Origin of the sequence: Telluribacter roseus (assembly GCF_017355915.2) — a bacterium.
Lineage (GTDB): Bacteria > Bacteroidota > Bacteroidia > Cytophagales > Spirosomataceae > Telluribacter.
In genome coordinates, this window is record NZ_JAFEUV020000002.1 from 607,724 (window position 1) to 633,449 (window position 25,726).

Annotated in this window: 21 protein-coding genes; 7 read left to right on the top strand and 14 right to left on the bottom strand. The window is 52.5% G+C overall.

The window, feature by feature from the left end; translation table 11 throughout:
* Nucleotides 1-97: 97 nt before the first annotated feature.
* Nucleotides 98-649 carry a fasciclin domain-containing protein gene (locus JTN23_RS05780; RefSeq protein WP_247233020.1) on the bottom strand — a complete coding sequence of 184 codons (552 nt, stop codon included), beginning with the start codon at nt 647-649 and terminating at the stop codon, nt 98-100.
* Between the two features lie 325 nt (nt 650-974).
* Nucleotides 975-1,112 carry a hypothetical protein gene (locus JTN23_RS05785; RefSeq protein WP_247233021.1) on the bottom strand — a complete coding sequence of 46 codons (138 nt, stop codon included), beginning with the start codon at nt 1,110-1,112 and terminating at the stop codon, nt 975-977.
* Between the two features lie 19 nt (nt 1,113-1,131).
* On the opposite strand from JTN23_RS05785, the gene JTN23_RS05790 reads away from it, so the two are divergent.
* Nucleotides 1,132-3,228, top strand: coding sequence for a prolyl oligopeptidase family serine peptidase (locus tag JTN23_RS05790; RefSeq protein WP_247233023.1), 2,097 nt, complete (start codon nt 1,132-1,134; stop codon nt 3,226-3,228).
* A 76-nt stretch (nt 3,229-3,304) separates the two neighbouring features.
* Here JTN23_RS05790 and JTN23_RS05795 read toward each other — a convergent pair whose 3' ends face one another.
* Nucleotides 3,305-5,716: an ATP-binding protein gene (locus JTN23_RS05795; RefSeq protein WP_247233025.1), complete on the bottom strand. Its 2,412-nt coding sequence runs from the start codon at nt 5,714-5,716 to the stop codon at nt 3,305-3,307.
* Between the two features lie 259 nt (nt 5,717-5,975).
* Nucleotides 5,976-7,403, bottom strand: coding sequence for a DUF6600 domain-containing protein (locus JTN23_RS05800; protein WP_247233027.1), 1,428 nt, complete (start codon nt 7,401-7,403; stop codon nt 5,976-5,978).
* A 281-nt stretch (nt 7,404-7,684) separates the two neighbouring features.
* Here JTN23_RS05800 and JTN23_RS05805 point away from each other — a divergent pair, with 281 nt between their 5' ends.
* Together JTN23_RS05805 and JTN23_RS05810 are read left to right on the top strand one after the other, a co-directional pair.
* Complete coding sequence (locus JTN23_RS05805) at nt 7,685-8,962, top strand: cation:proton antiporter (protein WP_247233029.1); 1,278 nt, start codon at nt 7,685-7,687, stop codon at nt 8,960-8,962.
* A gap of 49 nt (nt 8,963-9,011) precedes the next feature.
* Complete coding sequence (locus JTN23_RS05810) at nt 9,012-11,609, top strand: M1 family metallopeptidase (protein WP_247233030.1); 2,598 nt, start codon at nt 9,012-9,014, stop codon at nt 11,607-11,609.
* Nucleotides 11,610-11,611: 2 nt separating this feature from the next.
* Here the strand turns inward: JTN23_RS05810 and JTN23_RS05815 are convergent, their stop codons facing one another.
* The 4 genes from JTN23_RS05815 to JTN23_RS05830 form a co-directional block, all read right to left on the bottom strand.
* Nucleotides 11,612-11,821 carry a YwbE family protein gene (locus tag JTN23_RS05815; protein ID WP_247233031.1) on the bottom strand — a complete coding sequence of 70 codons (210 nt, stop codon included), beginning with the start codon at nt 11,819-11,821 and terminating at the stop codon, nt 11,612-11,614.
* Between the two features lie 17 nt (nt 11,822-11,838).
* Nucleotides 11,839-12,417 (bottom strand): YceI family protein, encoded by a 579-nt coding sequence (locus JTN23_RS05820; RefSeq protein ID WP_247233032.1) that lies wholly within the window; start codon nt 12,415-12,417, stop codon nt 11,839-11,841.
* A 293-nt stretch (nt 12,418-12,710) separates the two neighbouring features.
* Nucleotides 12,711-13,487, bottom strand: coding sequence for a 3-hydroxyacyl-CoA dehydrogenase (locus JTN23_RS05825; RefSeq protein WP_247233033.1), 777 nt, complete (start codon nt 13,485-13,487; stop codon nt 12,711-12,713).
* 207 nt (nt 13,488-13,694) lie between these two features.
* Nucleotides 13,695-14,345: a phosphoribosylanthranilate isomerase gene (locus tag JTN23_RS05830; RefSeq protein ID WP_247233034.1), complete on the bottom strand. Its 651-nt coding sequence runs from the start codon at nt 14,343-14,345 to the stop codon at nt 13,695-13,697.
* Between the two features lie 223 nt (nt 14,346-14,568).
* Here JTN23_RS05830 and JTN23_RS05835 point away from each other — a divergent pair, with 223 nt between their 5' ends.
* Both JTN23_RS05835 and JTN23_RS05840 read left to right on the top strand, forming a co-directional pair.
* Nucleotides 14,569-15,813 carry an MFS transporter gene (locus JTN23_RS05835; RefSeq protein WP_247233035.1) on the top strand — a complete coding sequence of 415 codons (1,245 nt, stop codon included), beginning with the start codon at nt 14,569-14,571 and terminating at the stop codon, nt 15,811-15,813.
* Between the two features lie 136 nt (nt 15,814-15,949).
* The gene (locus JTN23_RS05840) at nt 15,950-16,585 is read left to right on the top strand and encodes an FISUMP domain-containing protein (protein ID WP_247233037.1); all 636 of its coding nucleotides are present in this window, start codon (nt 15,950-15,952) and stop codon (nt 16,583-16,585) included.
* A gap of 51 nt (nt 16,586-16,636) precedes the next feature.
* Here JTN23_RS05840 and JTN23_RS05845 read toward each other — a convergent pair whose 3' ends face one another.
* Both JTN23_RS05845 and JTN23_RS05850 read right to left on the bottom strand, forming a co-directional pair.
* The gene (locus tag JTN23_RS05845) at nt 16,637-17,437 is read right to left on the bottom strand and encodes a penicillin-binding transpeptidase domain-containing protein (protein ID WP_247233038.1); all 801 of its coding nucleotides are present in this window, start codon (nt 17,435-17,437) and stop codon (nt 16,637-16,639) included.
* A gap of 5 nt (nt 17,438-17,442) precedes the next feature.
* A complete protein-coding gene (locus tag JTN23_RS05850) occupies nt 17,443-18,222 on the bottom strand; it encodes a phosphatidylinositol-specific phospholipase C/glycerophosphodiester phosphodiesterase family protein (protein ID WP_247233039.1) in 780 nt (259 codons plus the stop codon).
* Between the two features lie 181 nt (nt 18,223-18,403).
* Between JTN23_RS05850 and JTN23_RS05855 the strand changes: the two genes are divergently transcribed.
* The gene (locus tag JTN23_RS05855; RefSeq protein ID WP_247233040.1) at nt 18,404-20,074 is read left to right on the top strand and encodes an amino acid permease; all 1,671 of its coding nucleotides are present in this window, start codon (nt 18,404-18,406) and stop codon (nt 20,072-20,074) included.
* Nucleotides 20,075-20,146: 72 nt separating this feature from the next.
* On the opposite strand, the gene JTN23_RS05860 is transcribed toward JTN23_RS05855, so the two are convergent.
* From JTN23_RS05860 to JTN23_RS05875, 4 genes are all read right to left on the bottom strand, one after another.
* A complete protein-coding gene (locus tag JTN23_RS05860) occupies nt 20,147-20,578 on the bottom strand; it encodes a hypothetical protein (RefSeq protein ID WP_247233041.1) in 432 nt (143 codons plus the stop codon).
* A gap of 232 nt (nt 20,579-20,810) precedes the next feature.
* Complete coding sequence (locus tag JTN23_RS05865) at nt 20,811-21,260, bottom strand: hypothetical protein (RefSeq protein ID WP_247233042.1); 450 nt, start codon at nt 21,258-21,260, stop codon at nt 20,811-20,813.
* 68 nt (nt 21,261-21,328) lie between these two features.
* A complete protein-coding gene (locus tag JTN23_RS05870) occupies nt 21,329-22,663 on the bottom strand; it encodes a sensor histidine kinase (protein ID WP_247233043.1) in 1,335 nt (444 codons plus the stop codon).
* A 24-nt stretch (nt 22,664-22,687) separates the two neighbouring features.
* On the bottom strand, nt 22,688-24,052 hold the full coding sequence (locus JTN23_RS05875; protein WP_247233044.1) for a sigma-54-dependent transcriptional regulator: 1,365 nt from the start codon (nt 24,050-24,052) through the stop codon (nt 22,688-22,690).
* A gap of 374 nt (nt 24,053-24,426) precedes the next feature.
* Here JTN23_RS05875 and JTN23_RS05880 point away from each other — a divergent pair, with 374 nt between their 5' ends.
* Nucleotides 24,427-25,674, top strand: a complete 1,248-nt coding sequence (locus JTN23_RS05880) for an efflux RND transporter periplasmic adaptor subunit (RefSeq protein WP_247233143.1) — start codon at nt 24,427-24,429, stop codon at nt 25,672-25,674.
* Nucleotides 25,675-25,726 lie beyond the last annotated feature (52 nt).

Genomic DNA, 25,726 nt, shown 5'->3' on the forward strand with positions numbered 1-25,726 from the left:
GGGCGAGCGATAGAATTGCAAAGATATATACAAAGAGCCGGCACAAACGCGCCGGCTCTTTGTTATTCACAACACATACCAATTCAATTCAGCCAGGTTAATCAGGCATTACTACGGTATCAACTACATGTATTACACCATTGCTCTGGTACACATCCTTAATGGTTACGGTAGAGGTTCCCCCTTTTTCATCCGTCAGGACCAGCTTCTTACCATTCATCATGGCCGTAAGGGTACCCCCTTCTACGGTCTTGAAAGTAGTTTTGCCATTTCCTTTCTTAATGGCTTCGGCAATGGCTTCTGAGTCCATACGGCCGGGTACTACGTGGTAGGTCAGGATGGTGGTGAGTGTACCTTTGTTCTCAGGCTTTACCAGCGTCTCCACGGTGCCAGCGGGTAGTTTGCCAAAGGCATCGTTCGTTGGAGCAAATACGGTGAAAGGACCAGCTCCCTGCAGCGTCTCCACCAGTCCGGCGGCCTTGACGGCTGCTACCAGGGTAGTGTGGTCTTTGGAGTTAAGAGCGTTCTCAACAATGTTCTTGTTAGGGTACATAGCGGCGCCACCCACTTTAACTGTCCGCATATTGCCCTGGGCAAAGGAAGCCTGTGCGGCAAATAATGCCACCACAAAAAATGCAATTTTTTTCATGTGTAAAAGAGATTAAGTGTTAGATCCTATTAGTAGTTATAATGTTTATGTCTGAACTTACGCCTGAGGGTTTCGGAAGGATTGAATTACTGTGGAAATATTTTCTATATTTTTATAATTATTTCTAATTCAGTTTGTTAGTAGTCTATATTTTATTTAATAACAAAAGTGTTGACCCCCTTGCTTTGAAAAATGGCCATCAGCGCAAGAGTCCTTCTGAAAGGAGAGTCAGCTTTTCGAATATTTTGGAAAGGCTTCGCTCGGGTATTTGTTTTATTCTATTTATTTATAGTGCTAATAAGTTGCTTCTGCCGTATTTCTGTACCTACTCCAGGATGGTGAGTTCAGTAGCAGTGAACGGAATGTCTGAGAATATGGTCTTGCTAATAAGTGGGTTGATTGCGACCTGATCCGATAGTACATTTGTAATTCCCTTCATCTCAAACCCTTTTGATAGAAGCATGAAACAAAACCTTTTAGGAATGACCTTGATCGCTGCCATGATTGTCAACGCCGACGGAACGGCGCAGAAACTGGAGTATCCCAAAACCAATAAAGTAGATCATGTAGACGAGTACCACGGTGCCAAAGTACCCGATCCGTACCGCTGGCTCGAAGACGACCGCTCGGCCGAAACGGCCGCCTGGGTGAAAGCGCAGAACGAGGTGACATTTGGCTACCTGAACAAGATCCCGTTTAAGCAGGAGATCTACAACGATCTGGAAAAAGCCTACAACTACCCCAAGTACTCGGCTCCCCGCAAGAAGGGCGACTACTTCTATTTCTATAAGAATGACGGTCTGCAGAACCAGGCGGTGCTTTATAGACAGAAAGGCCTGAATGGTACGCCTGAGGTAGTACTGGATCCCAATAAGCTCTCGGCCGATGGTACCACGCGCCTGACGGTATTCAGCCTGTCCAAAGATGGTGCCTACGCGGTACTGGGCTTCTCGAAGGGCGGCTCCGACTGGCAGGACTACCAGGTGATGGATATGAAAACCCTCAAGATGCTATCCGATAAGGTGGAGTGGGTGAAGGTATCCGGTGCGGCCTGGCAGGGCGATGGCTTCTACTATAGTCGCTACCCCAAGCCCGAAGGAAGTGCCCTGGCCGCCAAAAACGAAAACCACCAGGTATTCTACCACAAGGTAGGTACTCCCCAGTCGGCCGATAAGCTGGTGTACGAAGATCCCGCCAATCCGCAGCGCTTCCATACGGTAGGTACTACCGAAGATGGCCGCTACGCGGTACTCAGCGTAAGTGACCGAGGTAAAGGCAAGGATGGGAACGGACTATGGGTTATGGAGCGGGGACAGACCCAATTTACCCCCATCGTGAGCGAAATCACTGACTTTAAGTACGGTGTGGTGGACAACGTAGAAGGCGGCTTCCTGATCGAAACCAACGCCGACGCGCCCAATGGCAAAGTGGTACTGTACGAGACGAAGACCAAAAGCTGGAAGCCCTTCCTGCCCGAAAAGCCCGAGCCCTTGCAGGACGCTGGTACAGCCGGAGGTAAGGTATTTGCCCTGTACTCCAAAGACGTAACTACCCGCGTGTACGTGTACGATATGAAAGGTAAGCAGGAAAACGAAGTGACCCTGCCCGGACTGGGTACCGCCAGCGGCTTTGGTGGTGAGAAGGAGGACAAATTCGTGTTCTATACCTACACCTCATTCAACTACCCACCGACTATATTCCGCTATGATATTGCTTCGAAGAAGAGCTCCGTATTCCGGGAGCCGGAGGTAAGCTTCAAACCTACCGATTACGAAACCAAGCAGGTGTTCTATACTTCAAAGGATGGTACCAAAGTACCCGCGTTCATCGTGTACAAGAAAGGTCTGAAGCTGGATGGTACTAACCCAACCTTACTATATGGCTACGGGGGCTTTAACGTAAGCCTGCCGCCTTCGTTCAGCCCGACGCGCATTCCGTTCCTGGATCAGGGTGGGGTGTACGTGCAGGCTAACCTCCGCGGCGGTAGTGAGTATGGCGAGAAGTGGCACGAGCAGGGTATGAAGCTTAAAAAGCAGAATGTATTCGACGACTTTATCACGGCGGCCGAATACCTGATCAAAGAGAAGTATACTTCACCGGAGCGTCTGGCTATTCAGGGAGGTTCCAACGGTGGTCTGTTGGTAGGTGCCGTGATGAACCAACGTCCGGAGCTGTTTAAGGTGGCTTTCCCGGCGGTAGGGGTAATGGATATGCTGCGTTTCCACAAATTCACCATCGGCTGGAACTGGATCGCCGACTACGGCAGCAGCGACAACGCGGAGGAGTTTAAATACCTGTACGGCTACTCGCCCGTACATAATATCAAAGAGGGCGGCAAGTACCCCGCTACCCTCATCACCACCGCCGACCACGACGACCGCGTAGTACCGGCGCACTCGTTTAAGTACGCGGCTACGCTGCAGGAGAAGGCGGGAGCGTCATCTACCAATCCGCTCCTGATCCGGATCGATACCAACTCCGGCCACGGCGCCAGTAACACGAAGAAAGCGCTCGAAACCGCGGCTGATATTTACGCCTTCATGTTCCACAACATGGGGCTGACGTGGGGAGCCGAGTAAGGCTGATACTAGTAGTTATAATAAAGAAGCGCGGGCAGCTCTGCCCGCGCTTCTTTGTTTAAGTTTATCTATGGTGCTATACGACTACTTTATTCTTCTGTGGCGCGTGGGCGGCGATAACCCGCAGGAGTTCATTCGGATTGAAAGGCTTTACTACAATATCCGTGAAACCAATGCTGTATATGCGCCCCTCTACTTCCTGAGCTATGCTGGCCGTAAGGGCTATGATCGGTATGGATTCACCCCGTTCGCGCAGGAGTCGGGTGGCTTCGTAGCCATCCATCACGGGCATGTGCAGATCCATCAGTACCAGGTCATGCCGGCTGGGATCCAGCTTGGCCAAGGCCTCTTTGCCGTTAGTGGCTACTTCGGAGGTAGCTCCCCAGCGCTTCAGGAAGTTCTGGGCTACCAGTACATTCATTTTATTATCTTCTACAATCAGGATACGTACGTCTTCCAGCGGTTTTTCGGTCGTAGGAACCGTAGATACGACCGGTTTGGTAACTTCCACTACGGGGGCCAGCGGGAAGGTCTGGGTAAAGTAGAAGGTGGATCCCACGCCTGGTTCGCTGTCCAGGTGCAGATCTACCTGCTGCAGTTCCAGTATCCGCTTGCTAATGGCCAGGCCTAGTCCGGTACCACTGAAGCCACGTGTGGCCGACGAATCAACCTGGGTAAAGCGTTCAAAAATTTCCTGCTGTTTTTCTGGAGCAATACCAATACCGGTATCCTCTACCGATAACGTCACGGTCACGTCCTTGTCCGTCTGGTCTTCTACCCCCAGGCGCAGCGTCACGGACCCTTTGGGCGTAAACTTGATGGCGTTCTGTACCAGGTTACTGATCACCTGCGAGGTACGTGTGTGATCTCCGATGACCCTGAAGGTAAGCGATGGGTCAATCACGGCCCTTATCTCTATCCCCAGATCAGCCGCTGACTTACTATAACCCGACACAATATTACGGGCGATGGTAGCCAGATCAATGGGCCCCATGGCAAAGGTGATCTTACCGGCTTCAATCTTGTTGAAGTCCAGGATGTCGTTAACAATCGTCAGCAGGTTATTGGCCGAGAACAGCAGTACATCCAGTTGCTCTTTCTGGTCAGGACGCGGGGCGTCTCTGAGCATGAGGTGGGTCATCCCGATCACCGAGTTCAGCGGCGTACGTATCTCGTGGCTCATCGTACTCAGGAACTCGCTTTTGGCTTTCAGGCCTAGTTCGGCCGCTTCTTTAGCTTTCTTAAGGGTGGAGGCAAACCGGAACGACAAGATCAGCGACTGCAGAAAGAAGAAGCCAATGTACCCTACAAACAGGATGAGCTTGCCAGGGGTGGCTATCCTGAAGTATTCCAGCATAATGACCACAAATATGAACAGGAGTGCCCACGTACTCATTAGCGCGTACCGGGCACCGGGGCGGTGGTTACGGGCAGCTACCCAATACACATAGAATGTATAAGGAATACCAACGGCCATCAATACCAGGAATGGAATGATGAGCTGGGTAAACAGTGTCGTAGGGAGCAGGAGAGTAGCCAGCGCAAAGCTTATGCAGCTTCCTGCCATAAATCGAACAATGTACTTATTGATGTCTTTCGGGTAGAGCTTATACGTATACAGCGTAAACATCAGTATGCTCAGGAAGAGAGACAGGTACTCAAAGTGCAGCGTCAGACTCCAGTCAAGGTGCGGAAAAAACGTGTGAAGAGCATACTGCTTGGTACCTACTACCCGGTAGCTGTAAAGGATAGAGAACAGCGAGAAGTAAAGGTTGGATTTTTCGTGGTGCCCAAACAGATAGAGCCCCAGAAAGAACAGCCCACCCATAAAAAGGCACCCCGCCAGGAATATATCCAGGGCGTAATTGACCTGCTGAGCAGCCTGTAGCGCGCTCAAGTAGCCAATCCGGATATGCTTGTAGGGGCCTCCCTTGGCATGGTGAAAGTTAGCTACTTGTAGCGTAAGCCGCAGGGTATCAGTGCTGGGCGTAACAGGTACTACCTGCTGCGACCAGTAAGGGGTGGTAGTTTCGGCTGAGATGCCCGGTTCGCCGTTCTGGGCTATAAGGTTGCCATTGGCGTACAGCGCATAGGCCGAGTACGCCTCGGGTAGGTAGAGCGCCAGTGGTTCGCTGGTAGTGGGCAACAGGATGTCAAGTGCATAGGTAGCGTATCCTTTGGTAGGCACAGGCTGTTGTTTCCACGTAGTGTGAGCCCAGAGCTTCGGAAACGGGACGTACTCGTGGTACTCGGTCGGGCTAGCAGAAGTAAGCAGACGGTTCCAGTACAGCTTCCACTCGCCTCCCAGCTGGAGGCCCTTATCGTCCAGCTCCGAATTGCGTAAATCCAGTACTCCCTGCTCCGCCCTGGGGGTACTGGCCCAGGCCGGGGTTATGTACAGTGGGAGGAAAATAGCCAGCAGGATCAGGCCGAACAAGGGCTTGAGTCGCAGGCTTTTATACGTATGATACAGGAGACGGAGGGTCATAAGTAAATAGCTCCCGATCAAAAATCAGGCCGATTTCTTATCGTCGGATACAAGTGTACTAAAAATATGTCATGGACTCTATTTTTATTGACGAAGATATTCTGACAATCCCATAAGCAAGCCTCAGTGGAGAGGGCAGCAGGTGTTGGAAGATACACCCTAATAAAAGCCTCAGGCCCTTTCGGTAACTATACCGGAAGGGCCTGAGGCTGAAAAAATTTCTGTTCAGTAAGGGAGCCGAAGGCAGTCCTGAGAGCTACTACTCAACTCCCCGGCTGCGGCTCGAGCGTGGAGACGCCTGTCGGCCAGACGCCTGTCGGCCATTGTCACCTCCGTACGATGGTGAGCTCTGACGCTGCGGCTGCGACTGGTAGCTGCCCTGGCTGCTCTGGTTGCTGCGGCTACGGGGTGCTGACATTTCGGCCCCGGAGGAGCGCGGCGAGTAGTTTGGCTGCGTGCGGGTAGCCGGTGCACTGCTCCGATTGCTTTCACCATAGCTGCTACGGGCCCGGCCTGACTCCGAAGTACCATAGCTACGGTCACCGTAACTCCGGCTGGACGGAGCCGTTCTGTCCGTATCGTAGGTGCCCGATGATCGGTTGGTGCCATAAGGAGTGCGATCCGCTTCTACTCCGCTCTGGCGGCTCCGGCTGGAGTTGCTCCGCTCGGTATAGTCAGGGGTAGGGGTACTACGGGTAGCATCAGACCAGTCGGCACTGCTACGGCTGCGGGTAGAGCGCTCGGCTTGATTGTCGGTATCAGTGCCATAGCGTCCGGGAGCGGCCTCTTCGTAGCTCCTTCTGGCGCGGCCTGGTTCGGTAGTACTACCGTAGTTGCGGTCAGTGGAGTTTCTCTCTATAATACCTGATGTACTCTCCCGGTTGGAGCGACTGGGAGTGCGGTCGTTGCTATACACCTCATCCTGACGGGCTCCGGTACGTGCGCGGTTGCTGTTGACATCAGCACTGTACGTACGGTTGTTGTCCCGGTCATTCTCGTAGCGCGAACGCGCTGGGCGAACTACTTCATCAGCCCGGTACACAGGTACCGTATTGCGCGTTACCCGCTCTATTTCATTCCGGCGGGGACCATACACATACGTACGGTTGTCGTTGTTGTAGTAGTTGTTGATGATGGTCGTCTGGTTGTACACATTTACTACCCGCGTACGTGGCAGGCAGTAGTTATACAGCCTCGGGCTGGTAATATATACCTGTGGTACAAACACCCAGTAGTTCATGGGGATGTTTACCTGCACATTGATATGAATACCCGGACTCAGTGGAGCCCATCCGTAGTAGCCACCACCCGAGCGCCAGTTTACCCAGGCAGGACCCCACTCGTAGTCGGGTACCCAGGCCCATCCGTAGAAGTCGTCGTGAAACCAGCGACCGTAGTGAAAGGGAGCCCAGCCCCAGTCATAGTCGGACACCCAGGTATTGCCGTACTCAGTCACCACCCAACGACCATTGGTTGCATAGGGTTGAAAGTCGCCAACTACACTCGGAATCCAGATCGAGCCATATTGTGGATGTGAGGTCCAGCGGCCATAGGGCGACAGGTCACTGTAGAATGTTTGAAAGGAGACGCTCATACCCGGCTGGGCCACGGCCCTGTCTCCCACGGCTGAGCCTGCTGTTATAATAGCCAGCAGGCCTAGTACCCGTACTATATAAGGTATTTTCATGACTAGAAGTAGATTAAAGTGCTGAGGAAAGACTTCCTGATTATTAGATCTATATAACGGTAAAAGGTTTAAAGCGGACATAGAAAAAGTTGAGCCTCCAGCCAATTATTTTTCGGCACAACCCACCGGGGAGAAGAAGTGTGTTTTCAGACGCATTGAAGGAGCAGTCGAAACCCCACAGCGAGCTGTATAACAGGTAGTAAGAGGGTGTAGGTATAATTTTTAAGATAAGAAACATATTCCTGCTACGGCGTCTTTACACCCTGTCACTATTACATTCTATGAATACCTATATCATTGTTATCACGGTCATCGGACTGGCGGCGATGGGCATGGCCTGGATGCCTCTGTTCTCTAAAAAGATAGGAGTCTCGTATGCCATTCCTTACGTTCTGTTTGGGGTATTGCTCTACCTGTTCCTGGATGTACTACCTCTGCCCAACCCCATTCGGAAGCTGGAGTACACGGTGCGTCTGACCGAACTGGTAGTTATTATTTCCCTGATGGGTACCGGTCTTAAGATTGACCGACCCTTTTCTTATAAAGCCTGGCAGGCCCCCCTGCGGCTGATCAGCGTTACTATGCTACTAAGTATAGCGCTGATTGCTTTTCTGGGATGGTGGGGGCTACATATGGATGCCGCCTCGGCCATACTGCTGGGCGCGGTACTGGCCCCTACCGATCCGGTGCTGGCCTCAGATGTGCAGGTAGGTCCGCCCAACGAGGGGCAGAGGGATGATGTACGGTTTGCACTGACTGCCGAAGCTGGCCTGAACGATGGCATGGCTTTCCCTTTTACCTGGCTGGCCGTAGCGGTAGCACTCATGACCTCCTCGGGCGAAGGAGGGCTGATGGAGTGGTTTACGGTGGACCTGCTGTACCGGATTATCGCCGGAGTGATCAGTGGCTATGTACTGGGGCGATTGCTGGCTTATCTGATATTTAACGAGTGGAAATGGACCCAGGGCAAGAAGATCTACGAGGGAGATAATGCCTTCATGGCTCTGGCCGCTACCTTACTGATCTACGGCCTCACCGAGATAATTCACGGATACGGGTTCATAGCCGTTTTTGTAGGAGCCGTGGCGCTCAGGAGCCGGGAGCTGGAGCACGAGTTTCATACGGAGTTACACTCTTTTACGGATCAGATCGAGCGCATACTGGTAGCCATTGTGTTGATCCTCTTCGGGGGAAGCCTCATCAATGGTATTCTGGAAGAGCTTACCTGGGAGATGGCTCTGTATGGTTTGGCCTTTGTCTTTTTGGTGCGCCCGCTTACGGGATATCTGGGGCTCATCGGGACTGGTCTGCATAAGAAGCAAAAATGGGCTATTGCCTTCTTCGGTATCAAAGGGATCGGCTCCTTTTTCTATTTATCGTTTGCCCTGGAGAAGGCAGATTTTCCGTCTGGAGATGACGTCTGGGCGCTGGTAGCCTTTACGGTTCTGGTATCGCTGGTTGTTCATGGCGTTACAGCGAGCTTCAGTATGAAAAATCTGGAAAAAGAATTTGTCCGGGACATCCCCAAGGATCATAATTGGGATTCTTCTGTAAAATAGCTCAGAAATGGCTATTTTAGGGGGATTCTATGCTTATGATTCCGGTACTATGAAAAAAATACAAGGCTTTACTCTTACCATGTTTTTGTTTGCCACCTCCCTCTTTTTGGTACTTGCGTGTAGCCGAAAGTCTACTCCTGTGAGTACCCTGCCTGCCGTGGAGGAGGGCGTTTTGGAGGAGCTGGCGAAGCATCGCAAGCAGGTACTCAGCCAGATTGCCTACCGGATCAGCCTGGAAATACCGGCTCAGAAAGAAGAGCCCATCGACGCCAGCGAGACCATCTCCTTTACCTGGAAAAAGAATTCGGCTCCCCTGCAGATTGATTTCCGTGAAGAACGGGACCATATAAAACGGGTGGTAGTCAATCAGAAGGAAGTACCCATTCAATTTGAGAAAGAGCACATCCTGATCCGGCCGGAGTACCTGAAAGCCGGGGAAAACAAGGTGGATATAGCGTTCATAGCCGGTAACCTCTCCCTCAATCGCAATCCCGAGTACCTGTATACCCTGCTGGTACCTGACCGGGCGCGTACGGTATTCCCCTGCTTTGACCAGCCCAGCCTGAAGGCAACTTACGAGCTCTCTCTGACCGTCCCCCACGACTGGCAGGCCGTAGCCAACGCACCCCTGCGTGACACACTACTCACTGAGCAGCGCAAAACCTACCACTTCCAGCCATCTGACCTCATCAGTACCTACCTGTTCTCCTTTGTGGCGGGTAAATTTGAACGGGTAACGCGAAATATAGGAGGGAGAGAGATGAATTTTTACCACCGCGAAACCGATACCTCCAAGATCAACTACAGCCTCGACTCCATCTTTGCCATTCATGCCGGAGCGCTCCAATTTCTGGAAGAGTATACGCAGATCCCGTACCCCTTCCAGAAGTTCGATTTTGTGGCTATTCCTGACTTTCAGTACGGAGGTATGGAGCACGTTGGGGCCATTCAGTACAAGGCTTCGGCCTTGTTCCTGGATAAGGGAGCTACCAAAGATCAGATGATAAGCCGCGCCAACCTCATTGCGCACGAAACGGCCCACATGTGGTTTGGCGACCTGGTGACGATGGAGTGGTTTAATGACGTGTGGATGAAGGAGGTATTTGCCAACTTTATGGCCGATAAGGTGGGGGAGGTGACCCTGCAGGATAACAACTATGACCTGCAGTTTTTGGTCAATCACTTCCCGGCGGCCTACGCGGTGGACCGTACGGCGGGAGCTAATCCTATCGGTCAGCCGCTGCGTAACCTCAAGGAAGCAGGTACCCTATACGGAGGTATTATTTACCACAAAGCCCCCATAATGATGCGCCAGCTGGAGCGGCTCATGGGGGAGGAGGCGCTACGGGCCGGGCTGCGGGAGTACCTGAAAGAGTACTCGTACGCCAACGCCACTTGGCCCGACCTGATCCGGATCCTGGATAAGCGTACCCCGGCCGACCTAGCCAAGTGGAACCACGTATGGGTGAATGAGACCAGCCGCCCTCGAATTGACTACAAGCTAGAATCAAATAATGGTACTATTACCCGCTTTACCGTCAGTCAAAAGGCCGAAGATGGCTCCGACCGGCTGTGGCCGCAACTCTTTGAAGTAGCCCTGATGTACCCCGACCGGGTGGAGGAACTAACGGTGGACATGAACCAGCGGCAGGTAGTAGTCCGGGAGGCTGAGAGAAAGAAAGCACCGCTGTACGTGGTATTCAACTCCACGGGGCAGGGCTACGGCCTGTTTCCGGTAGATACGCTGATGCTGCAACAGTTAGCGGAGATACGGGAGCCGGTAGCGAGGGCTTCGGCCTACATCAACCTCTACGAAAATATGCTCAGCGGCCAGGCTGTTACCCCGACGAGACTAGCCGACCTGTACCGGGGCCTGCTGGACAACGAGCCGGAAGAGCAAAACCTGCGGCTACTGACGGGACAGTTGTCGGAGATAGTCTGGCAGTTTATTCGCCCCGAGCAACGAGCCGGGCTAGCCGGAGCGCTGGAAGGGGAGGCCTGGCAGGCCATGCAGCAGGAAACTAGTGCCAATAAAAAGAAGGTACTGTTCAAACTGTACCAGAATATCGCCCTGAGCCAGCCGGCTCAGCAGCGGCTGTACGAAATATGGAAAGCGCAGCAGGCCCCTACGGGCGTGACCCTCACCGAGGATGACTACACCTCCCTGGCGCTGGCCCTGGCGGTACGCGATTATCCGGCCGCAGGGATACTTGAGCAGCAGCTGGGGCGCATCAAGAACCCGGACCGACAGAAAAGGCTGCAGTTCATCATGCCGGCTCTGTCGTCAAAGGCCGCTGAGCGCGATGCGTTTTTTGCTTCGCTTAGTAAAGAGGAGAACCGGGAGCGGGAGGCCAATGTAGTCACGGCGCTGGAGTACCTGCACCATCCCCTGCGGGCGGCTACCTCAGTCAACTACCTGCCGCAGAGCCTGGAGCTACTGGCCGAAATCCAGCGCACGGGTGATATTTTCTTCCCCGAACGGTGGCTGAGGGCTACCTTGGGTGCCTATCAGTCGCCCGAAGCGGCGCAGGTAGTACGAGCTTTTCTGGACAAGAACCCCACCTACAACGCTCGCCTGAAAGCAAAGCTACAGCAGGCGGCGGATGGGCTGCTCAGAGCGGAGAAGCTGGTGTATGGGGAGGAGTAACATTACTCCTCATCGTGGATTTCCTTCACGCGGCCTACCTCGCCCGTTTCCAGGCGTACCTTGATGCCGTGCGGGTGGTGGGGCGACTTGGTCAGGATGTCCTTTACTACGCCTTCGGTGAGCTTGCCGGTGCGCTGATCCTGCTTGAGTACAATAGACACCGCTAAGCCGGGTGCTATATTCTTTCGTTCGGTTCCGGCGAGTCCGGGCATACGCTTGCTGAGTTAAATCAGGTTTTGGGTAGTGCGGTGGGTGGTCCGGGCTCCTTGCTGCTGTCGCTGCCGGTAACTTCCACCACGATATCCACCTTATCGTCCAGGATGAGACTGGATCCTCCTACGCCAAAATCCCGGCGGTTAATAGAAAATTTACCCTTACAGGTAACCAGATTACCCTGCTGAACAAAACTGAAAGGTACTTCCACGACTTTGGTGACTCCGCGGAGGGTCAGGTCAAACTGGCCTACGTAGCTGTTCTTCCCAACGGCCCTGATCTGCTTTGACTGCATCAGCAGCCGTGGGTACTTGTCGGCGTAGAGGTAGTTGCGGCTCCGGAGTTGGTAGTCGCGCAGACTTACACCCGTCTTGATGGTATTGGCTCCCAGCGATGCGGTAAGGGTACTTTCGGTGGGGCGGCTGGGATCGAAGCGTAGGTTGGCCTGCAGGTCAGTGAAAGTAGCTGTGACAGGGATGCCCGCGTTGCGAATCTTGCATTTGACCGAGTAGGACTTGACAGACCAGGTAGTAACGGTCACGGGGGTAAACGCACAGAGCAGGCATAGTAGCCCAAGCGGGAGTAGTCTTATCATGAGGTAGTGAGAGGTGAGAATCAGTACTTACGCGTAACGGACTTTCCTGGGTGTGGTACCTTATAAGGCTACTGCTACTGGCTAATAGGGATTAATAAGAAAAGGGATAAAGTGGTCAGGGGATGTAAAAGAGAACCTGGCAAAAAGGGTTTCCACCTGACCTATTGGCTACCTTATCCCTACTACTTATACAATGGGAGTATGAATCTAAACTAAAAAAATAAAAAAAGCAAATAGCTGCGGCATAGCTATTTGCTTACTAATGAGTTATAGGTGCAGACTGCCTCTTTTTGCTACTTGGGGGCCATCCGGATGGCTCCGTCCAGCCGAATTACCTCGCCATTGAGCATAGGGTTTTCAACGATGGATCTGGCCAGCAGAGCGTATTCAGAAGGCCGGCCCAAGCGTGACGGAAAGGGTACCTGCTGGCCCAGCGAGATACGAGCCTCCTCGGGAAGACTGGCCAGCAGCGGCGTTTCGAAAAGTCCCGGTGCAATGGTCATGACCCGGATACCCGTCCGCGACAGGTCGCGGGCTATGGGCAGGGTCATACCTACGATACCTCCCTTACTGGCTGAGTAGGCAGCCTGACCAATCTGTCCGTCAAAAGCGGCTACCGAAGCTGTATTGATAATCACCCCGCGCTCTCCTTCGCCATTGGGTTCGTTGGTGCTCATCGCGAAAGCCGCCAGCCTGATGACGTTGAAGGTACCCACCAAATTGATATTGATGACTTTCTGGAATACATCCAGCGCGTGAGGACCTACGGTGTCGCCCACTTTACCGATGGTCTTGCGGGCTTCGGCCACTCCTGCGCAGTTGACCACGATCCGAAGCGGTCCCAGCTCCCGGGCGGTATCAATGGCGTTTTGTACGGCGGCCTCATCGGTGACGCTGGCTTTTACGTAGCGTACCTTGCCGCTGAGTTCATTTTCGAGCGCCAGTCCGCGCTCTTCGTTCAGGTCCAGGATCACTACCTGTGCGCCCTGGTCCACAAACAGGCGGGTAGTGGCTTCACCCAGGCCCGAAGCGCCACCCGTGACCAGCGCCACTGCATTGGTAAGTTGCATATCGTTCTAAGGAAATTAGTCCTATACCTTCTTATTGATTAGGTATGTAGAGTTGTTGAAATGCTATAAAATCAATTAGGTTTGTCAGGCTGAGCGGAGTCGAAGCCCGGGCTTCGACCGCCAGGCGGCTCTGTCCGCTCAGCCTGACAGAATTTTACAAGTTAATTCATTTATCAATAACCGGTGCTGTACGTAAATGTTAGCTGATTAATACCCAACGGCTCTGAAAAAGGCTTCCAGTTTAGCTCCGTCCAGCTTTCCATCTGTACGGACACTGCTGCATAGGTCCAGGCCGAACGGCTGCACCGTATCCAATGCCTCCTGTACATTCTCGGCTCTCAGTCCACCCGCCAGGAATACCGGCACTGCCGACTGCTCAACGATCCGGCGGCTCAGCGACCAGTTATGGACGCGCCCGGTACCACCAAGTTCCTTCACGGCCAGCTTGGGGTTGCCTGAGTCCAGCAGCAGCGCATCTACCTCCTGGGCCGCCATCAGGGCCTCTTCGACGGAGCTTTCGTCAATGACATGGATGACCTGCACGATCTTGACCGAAGGCAGCGACTGCCGGATGAGTTGGTAAGTACCTTCGGATACGGCATCGACCAGCTGGAGGGTATTGGTATGGACCCGGCGCTGGTGCGCTATGATATCGACGGCCGTGGTTTCGGAGGTGAGCAGGAAGGTAGCGATGGGCGGTGGTACGGTGGGGACAATCTGAGCGATAAGCTCGTCGGTCACTACACCCGGTCCGCTGGGCATACGACCCACCAGACCCAGTGCCGAAGCGCCGTACTGTACGGCCAGGCGTGCCTCTTCGATACTGCTGATGCAGCAGATTTTTACTTTGGGTAACATGGAAATGGTATGAATTGGTGAAAGTGTGTTTTTGAAGAATGAGGATGAAATTACAATCAGCAGGCAAGTAACGATAAATACAAAACATAGGAAAGCGTGCAGTACCTTAAAATTCAAAGTACTGGATGGTGAACTAAGGTGATAATTTGTTGTTTCTCTGAAGTGCAGCAGCAGGTACATCTTGTGTACTAAGCCCGAATTGTTCTCACTTGTAGCATTAGCATTGAAACCAACCCGATCCAACGACGCCTACGCGGCCTTACGCTATCCCGACTTCCGCTTTTTTATTGCGAATAGTACCTTGTTTACGGCTACCATTCTGATCCAGGAGGTAATCGTAGGCTATGAGCTATACAAGATGACCCACGACCCGCTGTCGCTGGGATTGATCGGTCTGGCCGAGGTCATACCCTTTATCTGTACCTCGCTCTTCGGGGGCCACATTGCCGACCAGTACAACAAGACCACCATCATGCGTATCAGTCTGTCGGTTATTATTATGAGCTCAGTAGTACTGTACCTCATCTTTCAACCGGGATTTATGGATGACCTTACGTTTCGGGAGCAAATGGTACTGATCTATTCGGCGTTTTTCCTGATTGGCTTTTCCAAGGGGTTTTACTCACCGGCGTCCTCTTCCCTTAAGCCGTTTCTGGTACCGCGGGAGATCTATCACAACTCCTCTACCTGGAGTAGCTCTTTCTGGCAGGCCGGGGCCATACTTGGGCCCGCCATCGCCGGCTTCCTGTACGCCTACATCGGCCTTACCCATACCCTACTGGTGGTAATAGGCAGCTTTGTGGTATGTCTGGTGTTGCTTTCGTTTATCAAAACACTCCCTGCTTTTGTCAAAACCACTACGCCGCTGTTTGAAAGCCTGAAAGAGGGCTTCCGCTTTGTATTCCGTACCCGTATCGTATTGTACGCTATCTCGCTGGACTTGTTTTCGGTCTTGTTTGGAGGCGTGGTAGCTATTCTGCCTGTTTTTGCGGAGGATATCCTGCGTGTAGGTCCTGAGGGGCTGGGGGTACTGCGGGCGGCGCCGTCGGTGGGGGCACTGCTGACCATGTTTACCATGGCGTACTTCCCGCCCACGCACAATGCCTGGCGTAATATGCTGATAGCCGTAGGTGGATTTGGCGTATTTACTATTGTCTTTGCTTTATCTACTGACTTCTGGCTGTCGTGCCTGGCCCTGTTTATGACCGGTGCCTGCGATAGCGTCAGTGTCATAGTCCGGCAGACCATCCTGCAACTGTTTCCGCCCGACGAGATGCGGGGCCGGGTAGCGGCCGTGAATGGTATGTTCGTAAGCTCCTCCAACGAGTTGGGGGCCTTTGAGTCAGGACTGGCGGCCAAGCTGATGGGGACTGTTCCCTCGGTAGTGCTGGGAGGCGTCTTTACCATCGGGGTGGTTTCATGGATCTACTACCGCTCAAGGGACCTGTTCTCGGTGAAGCTGACCTGATATACATAGTTGCTCAGGACTAGCGCTATTTTGTACTATATTGTGGTTTACGGAGGATTACTTGTATTGTTTGGTTACTATCCAACCATTTATGTGGCAGTGGGTCTTAGAGATACTATAACTATTACCATAAGCCATGAAAGATTACATATCACGTAGTACTGCGCTGGCGGCCTTCCTGCTAGCCATTCTGTTAACATCCTGCCGCACTCAGGATGACCCCCAACCGCAACCTCAGCCCCAGCCCAGCTCAGTTCTTATTGACGGGAAAGCCTACCCGACGGTTACGATTGGAGATCTGACCTGGACGGCTGCCAACTATACGGGCAAGGGGGGAGTCGCCTACAATACCAACAACGAAAAGCCCGAATACGGGCGCTACTACACATATGAAGAAGCAAAAGCGGTGCCCCTGCCCGCCGGCTGGCGAATGCCCACAATAGAAGATTACAAGAAGCTGGCTCAATCGCAGGGGGTAACATTTACCGGTGACCGGGCTACCAACCAGGATGCTCTCAAAAAACTGGTTTCTGTTATCAATTGGCGGAAAGTGGCGGGTACCAATGCCTCCGGCTTCAACGCCTACCCCGGTGGGTACTGCTTTAGGGAGGCGGCTCCGCAGGACGGGGACATCAGCGAGTACTGGACCGTCGGTGGACAAACCATGAGTATCATGGAAAGTGCCAATGGGCTTAACCACAATATGTCATTTTATGATAACAGCGATAGTCCCGAGTACCGCTTTAACCTCCGGTTTGTAAAGAACAAGTAGCCATCTGCTATTGCCCTACATACAGAGTAGTACACAGCTGCAGGTACCTGACTAATCAAGTACCTGCAGCTGCCGCAGTATCGCTTTGGTGATTTCAATGCGGCAAGTGCCAAACCTCCGGTTAGGTGTGCTGCGGGGTTTGATCAATCGGGTAGCAAAGAAGTACACATTATCCTTCCGCTCCACGTAGCCTACCCACCAGCCTGTATCCTTGCCGCCGTAGCGGGTCCAGCCGGTCTTGGCGCGGAGGGTGTAGTTGTCCGTGCGTTCCGATACCATGATCTGTTTGACTATCTCAAAGGTACGTTTGGAGAAAGGGAGCTTCTCTTCGTAAAAGTCGCGCAGGAATGAGACCTGATTAGCGGGTGAAATAGCAAAATTTCCGAAGTTCCAGAAGTCAGCCCCTTCGCTGCCCGACAGGTCCTGATTGCCGTAGCCGCACCGTTTGAGGTAGTCGAGGTAGCGGTCTTTTCCTACTTTTTTCGCCAGTTCCACGTACACCCATCCCGCTGATTTCTCAAAAGCTTCCTTGATTGTCATGTCGTGGTAGATGTCCGGGCGGTAGCCGTACAGGACGGTATCGGTTTTGCCCACCCAGGGTACTACCTCATTCTCATCCCTGACTACCCCCGTTTCCAGCACGATCAGTGAGTTGATGATCTTGAACGTAGAGGCGGGCAGGGTAGGTATCTGGCTATCGGCTTCGTTACTATAGATCCACTTCCGGTTTTTGTAGTCGTAGATCGTAGTGCTGCCCTCCATACCGCACTCCCGGAAAGGCTTCTGGAGGTCAATCTGTCCGTAAACCGTCGTTGACAGAAGCAGGATTATAGCGAGTAGTCGTGAGTACATACCCCTTACTTTCTCAGATAGTCTGCCAGCTCCACTACCTTATCGGTATTGATAAAGTCGGCGTTCAGGCTTTTAAGAGTGGCCCAGGCTTCGTGGGTATCGGGCGTAGCCCAGAGGCGAAACTTCTTACCCTGCGCGTGTGCCTGCTGTATCACCTGCTGAAGCTTTGCCCGGTCCGGCTCCGGCAGGGTACCCGTACCGTTCCAGCGGGAGTAGTTGCGGAACGACTGGCTGATGAGACCAACGCGCTCGAGCTGCTGAGGGGTGTAGGTGATGTTGGGCCTGCCGTCGAAAGAGATGTAGTCCGGGTACCGTCCAAAATGTTCGGGAGCGGGCGTATTACCGCTGATGACGATCCGGACCGAGCCCTTCGGCGCCAGAAGGTCTGCGTGGGGGGCCAGTTCCCTGATCAGAACTGTCATAGTGGGCTCAGCGGGAGTCTTGAAGTCGATCAGTAGCTGGAGCTGCGTGTTTTTATCTGTATAAATGCTGCCACCATTCTTCTTTATTTGAGCCAGTATCGGGTTGAGGTACAGCGAAGCGAAGGTGCGGCTGGGGGAGATGTCTTTAAGATCGTGGGCGGTATAAAGGGTATCATTCCGCAGGATCAGATCCGCTTCAATGGAGCCGTACTGCTGGTTATAGGCTTTCCAGAAGGGCTCGGCCTGCTCGTAGTCGTTATGGGAGTGGGCCTGGGCGGTGGTATATTTAATAGTACTTTGTGCCAGCACCGGATAAACGTAAAGCAGCGTGGCGGTCAGCAGGCTCAATAATGGTAGTTTCATGGGAAAGGCAATGGCTTAAGGATTGAGGTTATGCAAATGTACTAAGAACGGCTTATTCCTGTACATGAGGCCACTATGGCATTTAAAAGTATGTTTTCGGGAGCAATTTCTATCTACAAACAGGATTATAGTTAATTTAGCCAATCGATTCTGACAAGACAGATAAAATTTAAATCACTTCATGGCAAATAATTCCTCTCTCTTTCGTAAAAAATCAGTAGCTAAAATTCTTAGTGATACCCAAAAGGCCGATACAGGGGCCGGTCTGGAAAAAGTGCTCGGGGTGCGTGATCTGGTATCGCTAGGTATTGCGGCCATAGTAGGAGCGGGGATATTCAGTACCATTGGTCTGGCCAGCTTCAACGGCGGACCGGCCGTGTCACTCCTGTTCGTATTTACCGCCATTGCCTGCGTATTTACGGCTCTTTCCTACGCGCAGTTTGCCAGTACTGTACCCGTATCGGGTAGTGCCTATACCTACGCCTACGTAACCTTTGGCGAGTTGTTTGCCTGGATTATCGGCTGGGCGCTTATCCTGGAATACGCCGTTTCCAACATGGTAGTGGCTATTTCGTGGTCGGAGTACTTCGTGAGTATGCTGGCCGGGTTCGGGCTGCACCTGCCCGCCTACCTGACCATTGATCCCGGATCGGCCGCCGATGCTTTCGCCAGGCTACAGACGGTAGGAGCAGATGCACTGACCATAGCAGAGCGTGAGGCGGCCCGGGCCTACGAGACCGCTCCCCAACTCGGGGGTATGCGTATGATCCTGGACCTGCCGGCCGGGCTGATCACGGTACTCGTGACGGCGCTGGTGTACATTGGTATCAAGGAGTCACGGACGGCCAGTAATATTATGGTGGTGCTCAAGATAGGGGTAGTACTGCTGGTGATTTTTGCCGGGGCTTTCTACGTCAAGCCGGAGAACTGGCTGCCTTTCGCGCCCAATGGAATGAAGGGAGTACTGAGTGGTGTAGCCGCCGTATTCTTCGCTTTTATTGGATTTGACTCCATCTCCACCACGGCCGAAGAGTGTAAAAACCCACAGCGTGATTTGCCCCGGGCTATGCTCTACTGCCTGCTGATCTGTACGGTGCTCTACGTACTGATTACGCTGGTACTAACGGGAATGGTCAATTACAAAGAGCTTAATGTCGACGATCCTTTGGCGTTTGTATTTCAGTACATTGGTCTGGACTTTATGGCGGGTGTCATATCCGTCAGTGCGGTGGTGGCCATTACCAGTGCCCTGCTGGTGTACCAGTTGGGACAGCCCCGGATCTGGATGACCATGAGCCGTGATGGCCTGCTTTGGAAGCCTTTTTCCCGGATTCACCCGAAGTACAAAACACCCTCCTTCGCCACCATCGTAACGGGTATTGTCGTGGCGGTGCCCGCTCTTTTCTTCAAGATGGACTTTTTCGTAGACCTTACCAGTGTAGGTACTTTCTTCGCTTTTATACTGGTATGTGCCGGAGTACTGTATATGGATCATTCGGGTATCTCGCGGCAGTCGCAGTTTAAAGTACCTTATGTTAATGGACAATTCATCGTAGGGGTACTCTTCGTGATTGCCTTTGGGTTTACTTTATCATCTGGTACATTGGGCGAATCTGTGGCTGATAAGCCACTGCTGGGCTTCTTCTGGATTACCTGGCTGGTACTTTCGGTACTGGCTTTCCGCCATAAGTTCTCGCTTCTGCCGGTACTGGGCATCCTGACTAACCTGTACCTGATGACGGAGCTGGGTACTTCCAACTGGCTGATCTTTGTGATCTGGCTGGTGATCGGGCTGGTGATCTATTTCAGCTACGGCTATAAGAAGAGCAAACTGGCTGAGGGGAACGAATAATCTCTTAAGTACCCGAAGTACCCGTGGCACGGTTTCAAACCGTGCCACGGGTGTTTATGGAGGTAGTTAGCTTTACTTCGGACTCTTCCGGAGCTTCACCTTAATGCTGTACTCTTCTTTGGGAGTAAGACTCTTGGAAAAATTGGGATAAGGTGCCACCTCCAGTAGCGTGAGTTTATAACGGGTGCCGTTTATATTGATATAAGTGGTATCTGGCGCATCAGACGAGCATGCCCCCACACATAACTCTACCTCCTGAGGACTGGCAGACGAAGAACCTATGGGCTTTATCTCCAGGGTAACAACTGCGTTACCTGTTTGTAAGCAGTAAGCATTGAGTGGGCATCTGCTGTCAACTACTTCCCGGAAGGTCAAGGTAATAGAGGGAGGAAGCTGAGCTGTTTCTTTGTATTTGATTTTCAAGTCTTCATTCCTGTAAATAGAGACTTCCTGACAGGCGGCTATACCTACGACGAGCATCCAGACAAGTACTTTATTCTTCATGGGGAAAGACTATACTGTTAGTTACGGCCTAAATATAAGTAGTTAAGGCATGATTCTGACACAAGACTGAACCGGCTCCTGACCCGTGCCACGGTTTGAAACCGTGGCACGGATAACCGGGTAATAAAGCACATTGCAGTATAAACAAGAAAGCCGCTTCAAAGCGGCTTTTCTGCTAGTGTGGCTCTATAAAAGTGTGGAAATACAGGTGTGATTATGTATGGTATCGTTACTACATCTTCTCAATTCCCAACGTGATCGTGTAGTCCTCTTTTTTTACTTCCTTATCGGCCTTGGGTGACGGATTTACTGCTTTCAGTATAAAGCGATACGACTGTCCCGCCAGGGTATAGTTGAGAGTATCGGCGGTGCGGTAGGGGTTCTTGGGGTATAGCGTACGGCAATCCCCCAGACACATCTTGACCAGTTCCGGCTCATTGCTGGCCGAGATACTTGAGGTAAGCGTCAGATCAACTGTAGCATTTCCTGCCCATACACACTGTACACCCTCTGGACACCGGCTATCCTCCACTTCCGAAAACGTCAGCGTAGCTTTGGGAGATTCATTCAGCGTAACGGTCTCCTTGTACCTGATTCCCTGATCCCCCTGTTTATTTATGGATCCTTCCTGACAGGCTATGGTACTTGCTCCTATCAGAAGTAGTATGGCTAATTTTTTCATATATGTACTCAGTTTTTATCTATGATCTCATTACTGCCAACATGGTTGGAATGTGGCAGAGAAAGATTCTAGAGTACCATTGAAAAAACCGTTCCTTCCCCTACTTCCGAATGGGCAGTAAGCTGTCCGCCGTGCTGCTGCAGGATCTGCCGTGACAGACTCAGCCCAATACCCGAGCCGGTCTTTTTGGTCGTGTAGAAGGGGATGAATATCTTCTCGAGGGCCTCGGGTTCAATGCCGTCGCCGTTGTCCCTGACCTCAATAATCACCGATTGGTTATCGGGTGAATACGCTATGAGCTCGATGAGCGGATGGGACTGTTTGCTGAAAGCCTCGAGAGCATTCTTGACCAGGTTGATGAGTACCTGCTGCAACTGGTCATAATCGGCCCGAATGGATAGGTTTTCCGGTTTTACGTCTACCTGCCATAGTACCCCGGCGGAAGTAAGGTTGGCCTGTAGTAGCTGGATGACATCGCGCAGCAGATCACGCACCTCTACCTGAGCTAGGTTAGGCTTAGGCAGGGTAGTAAAGTCACGGTAGGCATTTACAAACTGCATCATACCCTGACTGCGTTTTTCCAGGGTGTACAAGGCTTCCTTAAGATCACTTACGGCTTCCTGATCAGTAGTGCTTTTCTCAATATCTTCATTCACGATCAGGCGCATGGTACCTACCAGCGACAGAATAGGCGTAAGGGAGTTCATGATCTCGTGGCGCAGTACCCGGGTCAGGTTCTGCCAGGCTTCTACCTCCTTCTGGTTGAGCTCCGTCCGGATGTTCTGCAGAGCCACGATGCGTACCCAGTTGCCCTGTAGCTGGATGGCGGTACCCTGTACGGCCAGGGGCTGGTCATTGGGGGTATTATATAGCTCCCTAACGCCCGTCTCCAGATCAGAGAGGAGCTCGTAAAGTCGGGGGTGGGTGTCCTGTAGCTCGCTCAGCTGCCGCAGGCGGTAGATGCCCAACATACGTAGCGCGGCGTTGTTGATCAGGTTGACCTGCCCGTTGGCGTCAAAAGAGATCAAGCCCGTACCGATGTGTTGTACGATGGCGTTGAGGTACTGCAGGTTGGCCTCCTTCTCAGCCCGCGCCTGCCGGAAGGCTCCCAGTACTTCGTTGAACTGCTGATTCAATTCCCGGAAGGTGGGCCCCATCTCATTATCAGAGCGGAACTTAATGGCAAAGTCGGAGTACCGTACCGACTCCAGAAAGTGGACAAACTTACGGTTGAATGAGGTGACGTATAGATAAACACTGCGCCCCACCTGCAGGGTAATCAGCCCCAGTATCCAGATGAGTAGCCAGGAGCGGGGCTCCTGTACAAGCAGGTAACCCAGTCCCATACCACAGAGGATCAGGAGACCTACCCGCCAAAAGATGCCAATAGAAAAATGACGCATAAAAGGGTGCGCAGAGTTAGAGGCTTAGAGTCCGTATTTTTCCATCCTACGGTACAGGGCAGCCCGGCTCAGGCCCAGCTCGCGGGCCGTGTCAGTGATGTTGCCGTTATAGCGTTTGAGGGCTTTAACAATCATGTTCTTTTCCATTTCTTCCAGATCAAATCCGGTGGCAGCGGCTGGCTCCGGACCTGTGTTCTTGAGGAACAGGTCCTCCGGCTGGAGCGCATTGGACTGCGACAGAATCACCGCCCGCTCGATGGCGTGCTGCAGCTCACGGATATTGCCGGGCCAGTTGTACTGCTCCATTTTTTTAACCAGCGCGGCACTCAGTGACGATACCGGACGGCTGTACTTCTTGCGGAACTGCTTGAGGTAGTGCTCGGCCAGCGGGGCTATATCCTGCGGACGCTCGCGCAGGGGTGGTAGTTCCAGTTCGATGGTATTGATGCGGTAGAGCAAGTCCTGCCGGAACTGCCGGTCGGCTACCATCTTATCCACATTTTGATTGGTAGCGCAGATGAGCCGGACATCTACCGGTATGGGTTTGTTGGAGCCTACGCGCGTAATACGCCGCTCCTGAATCACCGTCAGCATCTTGGCCTGCAGGGGTAGGGGCAGGTTGCCAATCTCATCCAGGAATATGGTACCTCCCTGCGCTTCTTCAAATCGTCCGGGGCGGTCTTCCTTGGCGTCGGTAAAGGCTCCTTTGACGTGACCAAAGAGTTCGCTCTCGAACAAAGACTCGCTCAGGGCACCCAGGTCTACGGTCACGAAGGGCTTATCGGCACGCCTGGAGAGCTGGTGAATGTGGCGGGCCAGCTGGCTCTTACCGGTACCGTTCTCCCCTAGTACCAGTATGTTGGCATCGGTAGGCGCTACACGCTCTACGGTATCCAGTACCTGCTGCATGGCCACACTACTACCTATGATAGACGTATCCGATGCTTTCTTTTCGGGTTTCCTGTCTTCACCGTTACCTGACTTATCCTTGCGGCTCTGCAGCGCATTCTCGATCGTAGCCAGTAGCTTGTCGTTCTCCCAGGGCTTAAGTACAAAGTCAGCCGCGCCGGCTTTGATAGCCCGGACCGCCATTTCTACATCCCCATAGGCTGTGATCATAATGACGGTTGTTTCGGGAGCTATGTCCAGGATGCGATCCAGCCACTGAAAGCCCTCGCGCCCACTGCTGACGTCACGGGTAAAGTTCATGTCCAGAAGGACAAGGTCGTAGGCTCCGTTGGTAACCAGGAAGGGAAGGCGTTCGGGGTTCTTCTCGATATCGGCCTGTTTGACGTGACGTTTCAGTAATAACTTGGCCGCACTGAGTACGTCCACGTCATCGTCCATGATAAGGATTTTGGATTGGGAGAGTTGCATGAATGATAGCATGAGTATGGGTCCGGATCAGTACGAGCCGCTTTTGGTGCAAGCAGGAGAGTGCAAAAACTATTCCTTATACTTGCCACAGAGCTTAAGCGACTAGCACTAAACAATTTACACAAATGTAGTAAAAAAGGCTTTGTTCGGCAGCGAACAAAAGTGTCCGATAATGAACAATCCAGTAGGGGGTAAAAATTAAGATATGGCTGAAATACAGCAAATTAGGCGGTTTCTGTTGTTCTGGCACGGGGATTGGGTATAGAGACCTAACAGATTGACAAACCTATTTAGCCATACATAAAGACATTCATAATACAATGGAAATTAAAACACCCCCTTTTGGTACTCCCAAAAACGGCTTCGTCGAGAATAATTCTAGCTCTATGGATCGCATCAAGCCCAAGAAGTTTTGGAACAGCCGTCGTATTGGTGGTACAGTCATAGGTGTGCTGCTCGCAAGCTTTATTATATACCAGTTCTTATTTGCCGACAAACGCAGTAAGCTGAACGTAGAGGTAGATAAGCTCACGGTATCTACGGTAAAGCAGGGCGAGTTTGATGAATTTATCGCCGTGACCGGTGTGGTACAGCCCCTGAAGACCATCCAGCTGGATGCGATCGTAGGAGGGTACGTAACCCAGAAGCTCGTTGAGGGCGGTAATATGGTCAAGCAGGGTGATGTACTGCTCCGCCTCGAAAACCAGAGTCTGAAGCTCAACTTCCTACAGTCCGAAACCGAAGCCAGCCGCCTCGTCAACGACCTGCAGAATACCCGTCAGCGCCTGAGAGTAGAACGCTTTAACCTGCAAAAGACTCTGAGCGAACTGGACTTTCAGATCGACCAGGCCCGTGATGCCCACCGTCGTAATGAGCAGCTGTTCCGTGACAAAGTAATTCCTGAAGCTGACTACCTGAAAACCAAGCGGGAGTTTGAGCGCCTGACCAAGCAGCGCGAAATTGAGGTAGAATCGCAGAGGTATCAGGAGGAAAACGCCAGGATGCAGATCACCCAGCTGGAAGGTACCCTGGCCAATACCCAGAAAAACGTAAGCCTGTGGCGCCAGACGCTCGATAACCTGGTGGTGAAGGCGCCGGTATCCGGTCTGCTGTCTTCTATGAACGTAGAGGTAGGTTCAAACATCAACCAGGGCCAGAACATCGGTCAGATCGATGACCTGGATGGCTTCAAAATGCGTGTCGGTATTGACGAACACTACATCTCCCGTATCTTCGTTGGCCTCCGCGCCTCCATGGACTTTGATGGCAAGACCTTTCCACTCGAAATCGTAAAGATCTATCCTGAAGTACGCAGCGGACGCTTTGAAGTAGATATGAGCTTTGTGCAGGGAGCCCCCGAGCGCATCAAGCGTGGCCAGTCTACCCCGATTCGCCTGCAGCTGGGCCAGCCTTCCAAGGCTACTCTGCTACCCGTGGGCGGCTTCTTCTCCGACACCGGTGGCAACTGGGTATACGTTGTCAACGGAGATGGTAGCAAGGCCTCACGCCGTAAGATCACCCTGGGCCGTAAAAATCCTGAGTACTTTGAAGTACTGGAAGGCCTCGAGCCCGGCGAAAAAGTCATCACCTCATCTTACGAGAATTTCGGGGATAATGAGGTGTTGGAATTCTAAGGGAGGTTGTTAGGTGTTAGAATTCTAAAAGGAGGAGGGGAGGAAAGAAATA